This window comes from Agrobacterium sp. SUL3 (assembly GCF_001263295.1).
GTDB lineage: Bacteria > Pseudomonadota > Alphaproteobacteria > Rhizobiales > Rhizobiaceae > Agrobacterium > Agrobacterium tomkonis.
This window is the reverse complement of the sequence record NZ_KQ414510.1, coordinates 13,227-28,238: the sequence shown is the minus strand read 5'-3', so window position 1 is coordinate 28,238 and position 15,012 is coordinate 13,227. Positions and strand designations below refer to the sequence as shown.

Genomic DNA, 15,012 nt, shown 5'->3' with positions numbered 1-15,012 from the left:
CATGAATAGATTTATCATGTTTATAGAGGCGCCTTTGCGCCTTGCGGGATCAAGAGGCCATGGCTTTCCGCGTGCGGATGGAAAATGAGATCGAGGGCTTTGCCGTCATCGGCGGCCCGCGCTCGAGGGTCTGGAACGGCATCGTCGCCGATCTCTGGGATGTGCGTTGCGCGCCGAAAGCGGGTGGCCGTTATGTTGGCAAGGACCCGCGTTTCGTTTTTCTGCTGGATATGGACGGGAGCGATGATGGCCGGTTCATGATGAACCGCTCCCGTCGTGACAATCACGGGTCTTCCAAGGCGAACCGGATTTCCTTCGTGCCCGCCGATCTGGATGTGCATGCGGAACTCAGCAATGTGTCCTTCGTGCGCCATCTCGATCTGCATTTTGATGCGGGTTTGCTGGGCGCGCGGCTGGTGCAGGGGTTTGACCCGCACGGCCTGCTCGATCCGCATCTGATGTTCGAGGATGAGCGCCTGCTGGCGTTGGCGCGGCTGATCGCTGCCGAATGCGATAATCCAGACCCCTTGCATGACCTTTACGGCGAAAGCCTCGTGCTGGCGCTGCTGACGGACTTTCTCAAGGTAAAGCGGGAACCGGTCAAGAAACGCAGCAAGCTCGCCGTCTGGCAGTTAAGAGCGGCGACCGACTATATCCGTGAACATTGCCTGCGGTCGATCCGGCTGGAGGAACTGGCGGAACTCACCAACCTGTCGCAATCCCATTTCAGTCATGCCTTCAAGGCTTCCACCGGCGTACCGCCGCACCAATGGCAGATGCAGGCGCGTATCGATCGCGTCAAGGATTTGATGATGCGCACCGACATGGCGTTGACCGACATTGCCATTTCTAGCGGATTTTCAGACCAGGCGCATTTTTCCCGCGTCTTTCGCAAGATGGTCGGGGTTTCCCCCTCCGTCTGGCAAAAAATTCGCCAATAAGCGCGCCTTTTTGTTCCGTCCTTCTTCAAAAAAATACCTGCCGCAGCGCTTGAAACACCTCGGAACGATTTCTCCGTCGCAGGGTTTACAAGACGTGACACCAACGAAGAAAATCAAGGAGGAAGACGTCATGTTGCATCAGGAACCCCGCGCCGGGCAGGATCCCTATGTCAAGGATACGCCGAGCCTGATCGCCAGCGACAAGGTAGAAGGCACCCGCGTTTATGGCGCCGATGGCAAACATATCGGCTCGATCCAGCGCATTATCCTGGAAAAGCGTGGCGGCCGCGTCGCTTATGCGGTGTTGAGTTTCGGTGGCTTTCTCGGGATCGGTGACGACTATTACCCGCTGCCCTGGGAAAAGCTGCATTACGATGAAGAACTGGACGGCTACCGCATCGATCTTACCAAGGAAGAGATCGAAAACGCGCCGCACTTCGCCAATCTCGATGACAATGATCTGCTGAACGCCAAGGACCGCAAGGTTTACGACTATTACGGCGTCGCGCCTTACTGGATGTAAGGTCCAGAAAAAAGCGCTTCCGGCAATTTTGTTACCGGGAGCGCAATACGTAAAAGAACGGCTCCTTTTCAGGAGCCGTTTTGTTTTGGGCCTGTCAATGCGGGTTTTTCTGCATCTCGGAAACCGCATCGGTGAAACATTTGCGCGCTTCCTCCGGCGATTTGCGCCCGTCAAGGGCGGCGCGGCAGGCGCTTCTGGCTCTCACAAAGCTTAATCCGCCAATCTTCGGCCAGCCTTCCGTTAGCAACGTCAGCGCTTCAGAGGGGCCGGCGACGACACTCTTGCCGTTCGCCTCAAGATTGACCTCGACCGGTTCTGTCCATCTCTCGTTCTTCATCGTGCACCTCCCAGAGCAACGCGATCCCGAAATACACCCGACAGCGGAGCAACCCATGAACGCAGCCGTGTGTCACTGCCGCTTAGAATATGCGCAAGCGAGTGAATTGACAACGGGGATCAGCGGAAGCCGAAAAACGACAGAATTGCCAGTACGATAACGACGAGGCCGACGATGTAGATGATCTGGTTCATGATTTTCTCCTTGGCTGCTTGTCATCACCTTAACGTGAGGGAGAAGACGAGGTTCCAGAGATCATAAGAATTTAATCACGTACTAAAATGTTGCGGACGTTCCATTGCAAATGGCCGGGATTTCACTTCCGCAGGATCACCCAGATGGCGTGAATAATGCCGGGTACATAACCGCACAGCGTCAAAAGAATATTGAGCCAAAAATGCAGGCCAAGCCCGACCTGAAGGAACACACCGACGGGCGGAAGAAGGATGGCGATAAGAATACGAATGACGTCCACGATGACTGGCTTTCTGGTTGAGAGTGACTTGCCGGTCAACGTATTGCGGGCTGTTTGGTTTCAAACACTTTTGCCGTGACGATCACGCGTCGGTCGAGCGGCCTTACCTATGATCGTCGCGGGTTGCGTTCGACATCTCATGTTTCGCCGCGCGCGCCAGGAATCCAGACCGCGTCAGCCCTCTGGTCTCTGCGAAGGCATCAATTGCCTTCAGGACGTCTTCCGGGAGCGTGATGTTGAGACGAACGGACTTCCTGCTCTCTGCCTTGAGGGCAACGAGGATGGCAACGCCATCCCTGTTTTCCGCATCCGTCATGATGGTATCGAGAGAAGACGCTTCGGGAATGGCTTCGCCATCCGCGATCATACCTTCAACATGGAGCGCCAAAGCTTCTTCCGCCATTCGGCGCGCGTCATCAAGATCAGTGCCCGCGGTCACGACACCGGGAAAATCAGGGAAAGAAACGCCGTAATCGCTATCAGCGTCCTTATGGATCAGTCCGATATAGTTACGCATGGTTCACCTCAGTTTCAGTCCGGATTGTTTTTCAATGCTTTTAAGCGTGCCGATCGGCAAATCTCTCTTCGGGTGAGGAACAGTGACGCGGCCTGGTTTGGTTGGATGTTTGAATTGAACGTGACTACCTATCGTGCTCACCTCGTACCAGCCATCCGCTTTCAAGGCCGAAATGATGTCGCCGCTTTTGATGTGTGTATTGATACACACAATCATCTCGAAATTCAATAATTGGGGATTATGTTTGATTGACGAAGTCTGACGGTCAAGGAACCCCGACGTGTTATCGAGTTTCTGTCACCACGTAGAGGCGTGTAAAATCGAAGCTGTCGATTCCGCGGTATTGAGTGAGTTTTCATTTTGCTTGGAAATGGTGCCGCTTACGTGACTCGAACACGTGACCCCGTCATTACGAATGACGTGCTCTACCAACTGAGCTAAAGCGGCCCGAACATGACCCGTCTGTTGCGGATCAGCTTCATGGCGGGCTGATACAGGCAATGCTGACGGATTTCAAGCCTTGAATACGCGGCTTTTGAAATTTCCGCAAAAAGCTTTGCCTGCTTATTGTTTGCGGGCGGCGTCAGGCCGTTGTGCAGATGCGGTTTTTCGCAGCCTTATATTCCCGCGCCAGCCGATCGACGAGGTCTGCCACCGGCTCCACGGCCTTGACCGCGCCAATACCCTGGCCGGCGCCCCAGATGTCCTTCCAGGCCTTTGCCCCGCCGGTTGCCGTTTCGAAGTCCATCTTGGAGGGGTCCGCTTCGGGCAGGTCGTCGGGATCCATGCCGGAGGCGACGACGGAGCTTTTCAGGTAGTTGCCATGAACGCCGGTGAAATAATTCGAATAGACGATGTCTTTCGCCTGGGCGTCCACGATCGCCTGTTTGTAGCCGTCGGAAGCGCGCGCCTCCTGCGTGGCAATGAAGGGCGAGCCGATATAGGCCATGTCCGCGCCCATGGCCTGTGCCGCGAGGATGGAGCCGCCATTGGCGATGGCGCCGGCCAGCAATAGCGGGCCATCAAACCATTCGCGGATTTCCTGAACAAGCGCGAAGGGTGACAACGTGCCGGCATGTCCGCCGGCGCCGGTTGCCACCGCAATCAGCCCGTCCGCGCCCTTGCGGATGGCGGAGCGGGCGTGACGATCATTGATCACATCGTGCAGCACGATGCCGCCATAGGAGTGCACCGCCGCGTTGACCTCCGGTACGGCGCCGAGCGAGGAAATCACCACCGGCACCTTATATTTGACGCAGAGGCCGAGATCATGTTCCAGTCGGCGATTGGACATGTGCACGATCTGGTTGACCGCAAAGGGGGCAGCCGGACGATCCGGGTTCGCGCTGTTATGAGCGGCAAGCTCTTCGGTAATCATCGCCAGCCATTCGTCCAGCTGGCTTTCGGGCCGCGCGTTCAGCGCCGGGAAAGCGCCGATGACACCCGCCTTGCATTGTGCCAGCGTCAATTGCGGATGCGAAATAATGAATAGCGGTGATGCTATGACCGGAAGACGCAGATTGTCTTTCAGCACGGACGGCAGCATGTTTCCTCCCATGAATTACGTTTACGCGCACGTAAGTTAATATCGTGTTCGGCGACGGATTGAAAGCAAAAACCGCGCCGTATCGGCGTCACAAATCTGCGTTCGCAGCGCCACAATGAATCGATTTTCCCCAAGCCAATCCGGTCTTTATAACAAACGATGCTTGCGGAGGCGCGGCATAGCCGTTACCGAATCGTAAACCAATGGCGCAGCGCCGCATATTTTTGCACAGCGCAACAGAACAAGGATCGGTCGTGAGCGGACTGGAAACGGCAATCAGAAATGCTCTGGAAAAATCGGACAGATCGAACGCCGAAGTTCGTGCACGGATTTACCAATCATCCCGCCAGGCGCTGGAAGCTGGCCTGCGCAAGCAGGGCATAGACGAACCACAGGTCGTCGCCCAGCAACGCCAGCGGCTTGAAAGCCTCATTCATGTCATTGAAAATGAAGAGCGTAACCGGCTTCTGGACAGGGTGGAACAGCAATTGCGGCCACCACTGCCGGAGAGTGTCGCCCATGATGAACCCTCGGTCGATCCCGTTTCGCAGCCACAGCACCACGGCGATATGGCCGTCGAGCCGGAACTGCGTGGCGAAACGCGTGACGCGCGGCCGGGCGTCGCTGCTGCTGAAGAGCCGCTAAGTGCCGGTCGGCGCAATGCAAAGCCATCCAGGAGAGGCTCCAGCGCGGGCGATGCCTCGCTTGCTTTCCGCCCGGAAGGCGCTGTTGGCCGCCGCAGGCGCCGCGGACTTTTTGCAAGGCTTTTCATATATGTGACGCTTCTCGCCTTCATCGGTTTCGGCGCCTGGTGGGTCTATTCGTCCGGCCTGCTGCTGTCGCCCGCGCAGCGCGATACCAGCGTGCCCAATCCGCCAGCCCAGGTCCAGGCTGAGGATTTCAACGGCGCAGAACCGGCGCCGAGCCTCTCCGCCGGCCGTGGTTTCTCCGATGACTGGGTGGAACTCTTTAATGCCGAGCGCGGCAGCGCCGGAGTTTCGGCAGGCCCGCGCGCCACGGTCGAAAACATCGCCACACCTGCCGGCAAGGCGATAAAGGTGACGTCGAGAAGTGTTTCGCAGGATGGTGCTGTTAGCGTCGAGGTTCCGGTGGAAGTCATGCGTGACATGGCGGGCAAGTCCTCGACCATATCGATCACGCTGCAATCATCCAGCGACCGGCAGACACAGGTTTCTGTCGTCTGCGATTTCGCCACGCTTGGAGATTGCTCACGTCACCGCTTTACGGCCACGGCTGAAAGGGCGGATATGCTGCTGAACGCGACATTCGAGCGCTCGCTCGCTCCTAACGCGCCCGGCAAAATCTTCATCAACAGCGACATTGACGGCAACAGCCGCCCGGTCAATCTTTACTCCGTGCGCATTCTGCCCGGCCAGTAAGACTGACAGGAAGAATGGCAAGCGCCGCCGTGAGGAGGCGCTTGCCTTCGTCTCCCCGTCCTATTTAAGAAACTCCGGACCCGACCCCAGTATCTTGTCGTCGATCTCCCCGATCACCTTCTTGTCCTTGCCGTCATAGTCGAGTGCATTGAGAATATGGCGGATCAGGTTCACACGGGCGCGGCGCTTGTCGTTGGCGCGCACCACCGTCCAGGGGGCATCGTCGGTGTGGGTCTTTTCCAGCATCTCGTCGCGCTTTTGCGTGTAATCGTCCCATTTCGTCAGCGCCGCTATGTCCATATCCGAAAGCTTCCAGCATTTCAGTGGGCTGTGGCGGCGATCATGGAAGCGTTCGATCTGCGTCTCGCGGCCGATGTCGAGCCAGAACTTGAAAAGATGAATGTCCTCATGCACCAGCATCTTTTCCAGCCGCGGCGTTTCCTTGAGAAAGCGCTTGTGTTCTTCCGTGGTGCAGAATCCCATGACCGGCTCGACACCGGCGCGGTTATACCAGGAACGGTCGAAGAGAACGAATTCGCCGGCAGTCGGAAAATGTGAGATATAGCGCTGGAAATACCATTGGCCGCGTTCTGTTTCCGTCGGTTTGGTCAGCGCCACCACGCGGGCATAACGGGGGTTGAGATAGGCCCGGGCCGCAAAGATCGCGCCGCCCTTGCCCGCCGCATCGCGGCCTTCGAAGACCGCCATCACCCGTTTGCCGGTGGCCTGCAGCCAGAACTGCACCTTCACCAGCTCCACCTGCAGCGCCTCCAGCGCGGCGTCGTAATCTTCCCGTTTCATCTTCTTGTCGTAGGGAAAGTCGCCTGCGGAGAGTTTTTTGTCCTCCACCCAGTCGGGAAGAACCGGATCGTCGATGTCGAAGCTGCGCGGCTTGCCGCCAATGGTAAGCTCCACCGCTCGCTTCTTCGTGTCTTCGGCCATATTTGTTCTCCGGCTATTGTTGTGTAAAGGCAACTCACCGCCAATGAGTTCATATCCACCGGCAGAATTCAAGTGAAAGAGGAGTGGCTGCGCATGGTGCGGCGCCGGGGACGATTGCGGCACAGATTTTGCGCATATACGTTGCGAAAAATGCGCGGTGATGAATCTCTGTCATGAAGCTGGCCTATGAGAATTCGATGCGCCGTCAGGTGAAAGTGGAAAGCAGGCTGAAATGGCAGTCATGGAAGGCGATCGTGGATTAAGGCTTTTGGGACGAAAGCTTGGCCGAAACTGGTTGCCCGTTCTCGTCGTCAGCATGCTGGCCATCGTGGCCGTTTCGGAACTGCACACGCCCTATATGCCGGCCGTTCTTTGGTTCTGTGCCATCATCGCCATTCTTGCGGTTCGGGAACGGCCAGTGGCGCCCAAAACCGATGAAACTGCGGTTGCGGAAACGGATGAACCCGAGGTGCCCGCCGAAAGTGTCATTTCCGGTGTCAGGGCCGGCCTTGCAGTGCTGGATACGCCGGTCTTCATCCTCGACAAGAATGCCAGCGTGCTGTTTCAGAACGGTGCGGCCGAACGTGCTTTCGGCCAGCTTCCACCCGGCGCGCATATTTCCGCCCGCCTGCGATCTCCCGGTCTGCTGGATGTCATCCGCGAAACCATCACCACCGGCCAGCCCAATCAGGTCGAGCATTCGGAGCGTTTTCCATCCGAACGGGTCTTCATCGTTCGCATCGCCCGTGCGGATGCGGGGGAGGTGGCCGGCCCGCCATTTTACATATTGTCGTTCCGTGATGTGTCGGAGCTTCGCCGCATCGACCGGATGCGCAGCGACTTCGTCGCCAATGCCAGCCATGAATTGCGCACGCCGCTTGCCTCGCTGCGCGGCTTCATCGAAACCATGCAGGGTCCGGCTCGCAACGATCCGAAGGCACAGGAACGTTTCCTCGCCATCATGCTGGATCAGGCAACCCGCATGAGCAGGCTGGTGGATGATCTGATGTCGCTTTCACGGCTGGAGCTGCGGGCGAATATTGCGCCTGACCAGAAGGTCGACCTCGTCCCCGTCATCGGACATGTGCGGGACGCGCTGTTGCCGCTCGCCAATGAGCTGGATGTCGAGATCACCCTGCATCTGCCCGACCGGCCGGCAGAAGTGCAGGGCGACCGCGACGAACTGGTGCAGGTGTTTCAAAATCTCGTTGAAAATGCTTGCAAATATGGACAGGAAGGCAAGGTCGTGGATGTCTGGCTGCGCGCCGAACCCGGCAAGCCGGTGGAAGTGAGCGTCATCGACAAGGGGCCGGGCATTCCCGCTGAACATGTGCCGCGTCTGACGGAGCGGTTTTATCGCGTCAGTGTCGCCGACAGCCGTTCCAAAAAAGGAACGGGTCTGGGGCTTGCCATTGTCAAGCACATCCTCACCCGCCACCGTGCCCGCCTCATCATCAAATCGGAATTGGGCAACGGTACGGACTTCACGGTCAGATTCTGACATAAAATATCTATCTGCTTTTACTGTCGTAAAATTTTATAAATTAAATCAATAATTTAGGTTGTCACAAATCTTTCACTGAAGTGACATAAAAGGATGTGGCTACGGTGGTTAAGAAAAGGTCGCCGAGCGCATGCTTTGAGCGAGTGCCGCTATCGGCCGCGTCCACAAACAAGCCCACGACGGGAGAGACAAATGAACATCCTTAAATTTTCCGCAGCAGCTCTGGTGGCTTCTGTCGCCTTCGCTGGCGCCGCCGCTGCTCGCGACCAGATCCAGGTTGCCGGTTCTTCCACGGTTCTGCCCTATGCCAAGATCGTTGCTGAAACCTTCGCCGAAACCTTCCCGAACTTCAAGGCTCCGGTTGTTGAGTCCGGCGGCACGGGCGGTGGTCTGAAGGCGTTCTGCTCCGGCGTTGGTGAAGGCACCATCGACATCGCCAACGCTTCGCGCGCAATCAAGAGCGACGAACTGGCCGCCTGTAAGGCTGCCGGCGTTGCCGACGTTCAGGAAGTGAAGATCGGTTACGACGGTATCGTCTTCGCAATGGACGCTTCCAACAAGGACATCAAGCTCGAGCCGAAGGATCTTTACCTCGCTCTCGCCGCTGAAATCGTCAAGGACGGCAAGCTCGTTGCCAACCCCAACAAGAAGTGGTCGGAAGTCAACAAGGAACTGCCTGATGTAGCGATTGCCGCTTACATCCCGGGTTCCAAGCACGGCACCCGCGAAGTCTTCGAAGAGAAGATCATGGCTGACGGCTGCAAGGAAGCCGGCGCTACCGACGCCATCAAGAAGATCGTCACCGATGCCAAGCAGGCAGCTGCAAAGTGCATCGCTGTCCGTAAGGATGGCGCCGCGGTCGACATCGACGGCGACTACACCGAAACGCTGGCCCGCATCGACGCCAACAAGACCGGCCTCGGCGTCTTCGGCCTCGCTTTCTATGAAAACAATGCTGACCGTCTGAAGGTTGCCACTGTTTCTGGCGTTGTTCCGTCCACCGAAACCGTTGCCAGCGGCAAGTACCCGGTTTCCCGTCCGCTGTTCTTCTACGTGAAGAAGGCTCACCTGGGCGTTATCCCGGGCCTCAAGGAATATGTCGAGTTCTTCGTTTCTGACGACATGATCGGCCCTGATTCCCCGCTCGCCAACTACGGCCTGGTTGCCGCTCCGGACAAGGAGCGCGAAGAAATCCGCGCCAAGTTCGCAGCCGGCGCTTCCATGTAATAAAGGCGAGGGGCGCGGCTCTTGCCGCGCCCCTTGTTCCGCCCGGTGCCTCTCCGCTTCGGGGATTGTCTCCGGTTGACAGTTCCGATCCATCGCCATCCACATAATTGTTTATGGATTACAGATGGATAGGTTGTATCAACCTTGACGCTTGCCAGACTTTGATACAGTCAAAAGGCAGGCATCTCTGGCTGGTCCAGCAGTCTCGTTTTGATGACTTTTTGATTTGCCCGATATCGCACCGTGCTCTTGAGGCACGCCGAGGGAATTCTAATGAACACATCGATCCTTTTGCTGATACTGGCGCTGATCGGCATCGGCAGTTATCTGCTCGGCAGCCGCCGCGCCATTGCTCTGTCTGGCGGGCGCCCCGCCAGCATGCATTCCCGTGCCGGTTATCACGGCTCCTACGCGGTCGTCTGGGCGGTGTTGCCCGCGGCGTTCATTCTCTGTGTCTGGCTCGTTATCAGCCCGCTGGTCGTCACTTCTGCCGTGCGCGGCAATTTTCCCGAAGATGTGCGCGCCCAGTCCGAGGCGCAGCAAAGCCTGACATATGGCATGGTGAGCTCCATCGCCCGTGGTCTTCAGCGCCTGACGGCGGAAGAAACTGCGCAGGCAGACGCGGATACAGCCGCGGTAAGGCCGCTTCTGGCATCGAAAGGCGTCGCGATCGCCGGCGATCCTGAGCGTTATATGGTCGATGCTGCCCAGACGCTGAACACGATGACCACTACAAGCCGCATCGCGATGATCGTCATCGTGCTGGCGGCCGCGTTCGCCGGCGCCGCTTATGCGCTGCGTTCGATCGCTCCGCGCTTTCGGGCCCGCAACAAGGTTGAAAGGGTCATTCTCGCATCCTTGCTTGTTGCCTCGTCCATCGCGATCTTGACGACCATCGGCATCGTCCTGTCGATGCTGACGGAAGCCATCCAGTTCTTCACCATGGTTCCGGCACACCAGTTCTTTTTCGGAACCGTGTGGGATCCGCGTTTTGCCGCCGCTGGGGCAACGGACTCCTCCGGCCAGTTCGGCCTCATCCCGCTGCTTGCCGGCACGCTCTATATCGGCTTCGTCGCCATGCTGGTCGCGGTCCCGGTCGGTCTGTTTTCGGCGATTTACATGTCGGAATACGCTTCGCCGCGCCTGCGTTCAGTGGCAAAGCCGCTGCTCGAGGTGCTCGCCGGTATTCCCACGATCGTCTACGGCTTCTTCGCGCTGACGACGGTGGGTCCTTTCCTGCGAGACATTTCCACGCAGATCAGCGGTCTCACAACCGGCAACTATGCCAATTTCATCCAGGCGCAGAGCGTCATTACCGCCGGCTTTGTGATGGGCATCATGCTCATTCCCTATGTCTCGTCACTTTCGGACGATATCATCACCGCTGTGCCGCGTTCGTTGCGCGACGGTTCTCTCGGTCTTGGTGCCACGCGCTCTGAAACCATCAAGAAGGTCATCGTTCCTGCCGCTCTTCCCGGCATCGTCGGCGCCGTGCTGATGACGGCGTCGCGTGCGATCGGCGAAACGATGATTGTGGTTCTCGCCGCCGGTGTTGCGGCCCGCCTGCAGATCAACCCGTTCGAACCGATGACCACGGTGACGGTCAAGATCGTCAGCCAGCTGACCGGCGACCTTGAATTCACCTCGCCGCAGACGCTTGTCGCCTTCGCGCTGGGCATCACGCTTTTCGCCATCACGCTTTGCCTGAATATCTACGCGCTTTACATCGTGCGCAAATACCGGGAGCAATATGAATGACCGACATCGTTTCTCCCACAGCCGGTGCTGCCGCCGGAAATAGCGCCACGCGCCGTGATATCGGCATCAAGCGCCGCTATGCCGCCGAACGCCGCTTCCGCGCCTATGGAATGGCAGCGATTTCCTTCGGCCTCATCTTCCTCTTCCTGCTGCTCTGGTCGGTCGTATCCAAGGGGTACACCGCCTTCCAGCAGACGATGATCACGGTTCCGGTCGAGTTTTCCGAACTGATCATCGATCCGAAGAATGAGCGGGCCGCAAACCCCGCAAAGCTGATGACGGCCAATTATCCCGTTCTCGCCCGAGATGCGGTTGCCAAGGTTCTGGGCGTCGCGCCGACGGACCGCGCCGGTCTGCGCGCTGTCAACGTCATGATCTCCGACAGCGTCCGCACCCAGCTGCGCGACATCGTCGTCGCCGATCCTGCCGTCATCGGCACCACACGCAACGTCACGCTTCTCGCATCGGGCGATGTGGATAGCGCCTTCAAGGGCCAGGTCGATCTGACGGTGGATGAAGCCAACCGCCGTATCTCGAACCAGCAGCTCGGCTGGATGAATCAGCTCGCCGAAGGCGGCCAGCTTGGCAAACATTTCAACACCGGCATCTTCGTCAACGGCAATTCGAGCCGTCCGGAAGCGGCAGGTGTCGGTGTGGCGCTGATCGGTTCCTTCTATATGATGATGATCGTGCTGGTTCTGTCGCTGCCGATCGGTGTCGCAGCCTCCATCTATCTCGAGGAATTTGCTCCGAAGAACCGTTTGACGGATCTTATCGAGGTGAACATCAACAATCTCGCGGCTGTTCCCTCCATCGTTTACGGTCTGCTTGGCCTTTCCGTCTTCATCAACTTCATGGGCTTTCCGCGCTCGGCCTCTCTGGTCGGCGGCCTCGTCCTGACACTGATGACACTGCCGACGATCATCATTGCCACACGCGCCGCATTGAAGGCCGTGCCGCCGTCGATCCGTGCCGCAGCACTTGGTCTCGGCGCCTCGAAGATGCAGACGATCTTCCATCACGTTCTGCCGCTCGCCATGCCCGGCATTCTCACCGGCACCATCATCGGCCTTGCCCATGCGCTGGGTGAAACGGCGCCGCTGCTCTTGATCGGCATGGTGGCATTCGTTGCAAATTATCCGACAACGCCGATGGATCCGTCCACGGCTCTGCCGGTGCAGATTTACATGTGGGCGAACGAAGCGGAACGTGCCTTTGTCGAAAGGACATCCGGCGCTATCATCATCCTGCTTTTGTTCCTCATCGTCATGAATGTTGGCGCAATCCTGTTGCGTCGCCGCTTCGAACGGCGCTGGTAGAGGGAGATTGAGCAATGAACATGTTGTCGGAAGCAGCAGTTGAAAAGGCGCTGGACAAGAAAATGAATGAAGTTTCGTACAAGATGATCGGCAAGGACGTTTCGGTTTTTTACGGCGAAAAGCGTGCGCTTTACGACGTGAACCTCAATGTCCGCGAAAACACGGTCACTGCGCTCATCGGTCCGTCCGGTTGCGGTAAATCCACATTCCTGCGTACCTTGAATCGCATGAACGATACGATCGATGGCTGCCGGGTTACCGGCAAGATCACCCTCGACAGCGACGATATCTACGATCAGGCGATCGACGTCGTGGAATTGCGCGCCCGCGTCGGCATGGTGTTCCAGAAGCCGAACCCCTTCCCGAAGACGATTTACGAGAACATCTCCTACGGTCCGCGCATCCACGGTCTTGCCCGTAACAAGGCGGATATGGACCAGATCGTTGAACAGAGCCTGCAGAAGGCCGGCCTGTGGAACGAGGTCAAGGATCGCCTGCAGGAATCCGGCACCGGCCTTTCCGGTGGTCAGCAACAGCGTCTGTGCATTGCTCGCGCGGTTGCCGTCAGCCCGGAAGTGATCCTGATGGATGAACCCTGCTCGGCGCTCGATCCGATCGCAACCGCCAAGGTCGAGGAACTGATCCACGAACTGCGCGCCAACTTTACGATCGTCATCGTCACGCACTCCATGCAGCAGGCAGCGCGTGTTTCCCAGCGTACGGCCATGTTCCATCTTGGTCATCTTGTCGAAGAAAACGAAACGGACAAGATGTTCACCAATCCGGACGACCAGCGTACGCAGGATTACATCATGGGCCGCTTCGGCTGATTTCCGGCCGGCGCTTTATCGAAACCGAACAAGACTGGTGCCTTTGCCGTGCCCCGTTGGCGTGCACGTGCATGAAGGCCAAGCCGGAGGATTAGACCATGACACAGACAACGACCCATTCGCATATTCTGTCCGCTTATGACGAGGAATTGAAGTTCCTGACGCGCCGCATCGCCGAAATGGGCGGTCTGGCCGAGCAGATGTGCGCCGACGCCGTGCGCGCATTGGTCAATTCCGACGCTGCGCTTGCGCAGAAGGTCATTTCCGACGACGCGATCCTCGACCATTCCGAGCGCGAGATCGGCGACAAGGCCATCGTCACCATCGCCAGACGGCAGCCTGTCGCGGCCGATCTTCGCGAAATCATCGGCACGCTGCGTATTGCCGGCGATCTCGAGCGCGTTGGCGATCTCGGCAAGAACACTGCCAAGCGCGTTATCGCGGTTGCCGGCACCGGCGTGCCGCGCAAGCTCGCCCGCGGTCTCGAACATCTGTCGGAACTGGCGCTGGTGCAGCTCAAGGAAGTACTCGACGTCTATTCCACGCGTTCTGCCGAGAAAGCCAACGCCATTCGTGAACGGGACGAAGAAATCGACGCCATGTACACGTCGCTCTTCCGTGAGCTTCTGACCTACATGATGGAAGATCCGCGCAACATCACCACCTGCACACATCTTCTGTTCTGCGCCAAGAACATCGAGCGTATCGGCGATCATGCGACGAATATCGCTGAGACAATCTATTACATGGCCACCGGCAGCCAGCCGGAGGGTGAGCGTCCGAAGGACGATAGTTCCAACACACTCGGTTCGGTGACCGAATAACAGACAGGCAGAAGCTTGCGGAGTTAGTATATGGTGCCCAAGATTGCAGTTGTGGAAGACGAGGAAGCGTTGAGCGTCCTGCTTCGTTACAATCTCGAGGCTGAGGGATACGACGTCGACACGATACCCCGTGGCGACGAGGCGGAAATCAGGCTGCAGGAACGTATTCCGGATCTTCTTATCCTGGACTGGATGTTGCCCGGTGTTTCCGGCATCGAACTGTGCCGGCGCTTGAGAATGCGGCCCGAAACCGAACGCCTGCCCATCATCATGCTGACAGCGCGCGGTGAAGAAAGCGAGCGGGTGCGCGGTCTTGCCACCGGCGCCGACGATTATGTCGTCAAGCCGTTCTCGACGCCGGAACTCATGGCCCGCGTCAAGGCCATGCTACGCCGGGCCCGCCCGGAGGTTCTTTCATCGGTGCTGAAATGTGGCGATATCGAACTCGATCGCGAAACCCACCGCGTTCACCGCAAGAGCCGCGAAGTGCGCCTCGGACCGACGGAATTTCGCCTTCTGGAATTCCTGATGACATCTCCGGGCCGGGTGTTCTCCCGCTCGCAATTGCTGGACGGCGTCTGGGGTCACGATATCTACGTGGATGAGCGCACCGTTGACGTTCACGTAGGACGCCTGCGCAAGGCGCTCAATTTTTCGCACATGCAGGATGTCATCCGCACCGTTCGCGGTGCTGGATATTCGATGGAAGCCTGAGCTAAGCCGAACAGCAGCTTCAATCAGCACAACATCCGACCAAAATCAAAAGGCCCGACACCATTCCGGTTTCGGGCCTTTCGGTTTTGAACCTTTCCCAAACACGGCACCTTGACCTTTTGAATGGACAATCGGCGGCCTGTTCGCATGCGGAT

The 15,012-nt window shown here is 57.9% G+C and carries 16 protein-coding genes and 1 tRNA gene; 10 read left to right on the top strand and 7 right to left on the bottom strand.

The features are described 5' to 3' along the window. Window positions 1–59: 59 nt before the first annotated feature. A complete protein-coding gene (locus AKG12_RS20625) occupies window positions 60–941 on the top strand; it encodes a helix-turn-helix domain-containing protein (RefSeq protein ID WP_052820256.1) in 882 nt (293 codons plus the stop codon). Between the two features lie 130 nt (window positions 942–1,071). Next, complete coding sequence (locus AKG12_RS20620; protein WP_046799387.1) at window positions 1,072–1,464, top strand: PRC-barrel domain-containing protein; 393 nt, start codon at window positions 1,072–1,074, stop codon at window positions 1,462–1,464. 94 nt (window positions 1,465–1,558) lie between these two features. Here AKG12_RS20620 and AKG12_RS20615 read toward each other — a convergent pair whose 3' ends face one another. From AKG12_RS20615 to AKG12_RS20595, 6 genes are all read right to left on the bottom strand, one after another. Further along, a complete protein-coding gene (locus tag AKG12_RS20615) occupies window positions 1,559–1,801 on the bottom strand; it encodes a DUF982 domain-containing protein (RefSeq protein WP_046799388.1) in 243 nt (80 codons plus the stop codon). Between the two features lie 316 nt (window positions 1,802–2,117). After that, window positions 2,118–2,276 carry a YqaE/Pmp3 family membrane protein gene (locus AKG12_RS20610; RefSeq protein WP_046799460.1) on the bottom strand — a complete coding sequence of 53 codons (159 nt, stop codon included), beginning with the start codon at window positions 2,274–2,276 and terminating at the stop codon, window positions 2,118–2,120. Between the two features lie 103 nt (window positions 2,277–2,379). After that, a complete protein-coding gene (locus AKG12_RS20605) occupies window positions 2,380–2,793 on the bottom strand; it encodes a type II toxin-antitoxin system HicB family antitoxin (RefSeq protein ID WP_052820255.1) in 414 nt (137 codons plus the stop codon). 3 nt (window positions 2,794–2,796) lie between these two features. Further along, window positions 2,797–2,985 carry a type II toxin-antitoxin system HicA family toxin gene (locus tag AKG12_RS29550; protein WP_082178986.1) on the bottom strand — a complete coding sequence of 63 codons (189 nt, stop codon included), beginning with the start codon at window positions 2,983–2,985 and terminating at the stop codon, window positions 2,797–2,799. Between the two features lie 179 nt (window positions 2,986–3,164). After that, window positions 3,165–3,240: transfer RNA gene (locus tag AKG12_RS20600), tRNA-Thr, on the bottom strand. A 136-nt stretch (window positions 3,241–3,376) separates the two neighbouring features. Then, window positions 3,377–4,339: an NAD(P)H-dependent flavin oxidoreductase gene (locus tag AKG12_RS20595; protein WP_052820254.1), complete on the bottom strand. Its 963-nt coding sequence runs from the start codon at window positions 4,337–4,339 to the stop codon at window positions 3,377–3,379. Window positions 4,340–4,593: 254 nt separating this feature from the next. On the opposite strand from AKG12_RS20595, the gene AKG12_RS20590 reads away from it, so the two are divergent. Further along, window positions 4,594–5,739, top strand: coding sequence for a hypothetical protein (locus AKG12_RS20590; protein WP_052820305.1), 1,146 nt, complete (start codon window positions 4,594–4,596; stop codon window positions 5,737–5,739). A 60-nt stretch (window positions 5,740–5,799) separates the two neighbouring features. Here the strand turns inward: AKG12_RS20590 and ppk2 are convergent, their stop codons facing one another. After that, complete coding sequence (gene ppk2, locus AKG12_RS20585; RefSeq protein WP_052820253.1) at window positions 5,800–6,681, bottom strand: polyphosphate kinase 2; 882 nt, start codon at window positions 6,679–6,681, stop codon at window positions 5,800–5,802. A gap of 232 nt (window positions 6,682–6,913) precedes the next feature. Between ppk2 and phoR the strand changes: the two genes are divergently transcribed. From phoR to phoB, 7 genes are all read left to right on the top strand, one after another. Then, complete coding sequence (phoR, locus tag AKG12_RS20580; protein ID WP_046799392.1) at window positions 6,914–8,182, top strand: phosphate regulon sensor histidine kinase PhoR; 1,269 nt, start codon at window positions 6,914–6,916, stop codon at window positions 8,180–8,182. A gap of 195 nt (window positions 8,183–8,377) precedes the next feature. Continuing rightward, the gene (locus AKG12_RS20575) at window positions 8,378–9,412 is read left to right on the top strand and encodes a substrate-binding domain-containing protein (protein WP_046799393.1); all 1,035 of its coding nucleotides are present in this window, start codon (window positions 8,378–8,380) and stop codon (window positions 9,410–9,412) included. A gap of 273 nt (window positions 9,413–9,685) precedes the next feature. After that, the gene (gene pstC, locus AKG12_RS20570) at window positions 9,686–11,170 is read left to right on the top strand and encodes a phosphate ABC transporter permease subunit PstC (protein WP_052820252.1); all 1,485 of its coding nucleotides are present in this window, start codon (window positions 9,686–9,688) and stop codon (window positions 11,168–11,170) included. Then, entirely contained in the window at window positions 11,167–12,489 is a 1,323-nt protein-coding gene (pstA, locus tag AKG12_RS20565; protein WP_046799395.1) for a phosphate ABC transporter permease PstA, read from the top strand. The genes pstC and pstA overlap by 4 nt, the downstream gene beginning before the upstream one ends. Window positions 12,490–12,503: 14 nt before the next feature. Further along, entirely contained in the window at window positions 12,504–13,319 is an 816-nt protein-coding gene (gene pstB, locus AKG12_RS20560; protein ID WP_052820251.1) for a phosphate ABC transporter ATP-binding protein PstB, read from the top strand. 98 nt (window positions 13,320–13,417) lie between these two features. Further along, entirely contained in the window at window positions 13,418–14,143 is a 726-nt protein-coding gene (gene phoU / locus AKG12_RS20555; RefSeq protein ID WP_046799397.1) for a phosphate signaling complex protein PhoU, read from the top strand. 30 nt (window positions 14,144–14,173) lie between these two features. Then, a complete protein-coding gene (gene phoB / locus AKG12_RS20550; RefSeq protein ID WP_003493692.1) occupies window positions 14,174–14,857 on the top strand; it encodes a phosphate regulon transcriptional regulator PhoB in 684 nt (227 codons plus the stop codon). Window positions 14,858–15,012: the final 155 nt, after the last annotated feature.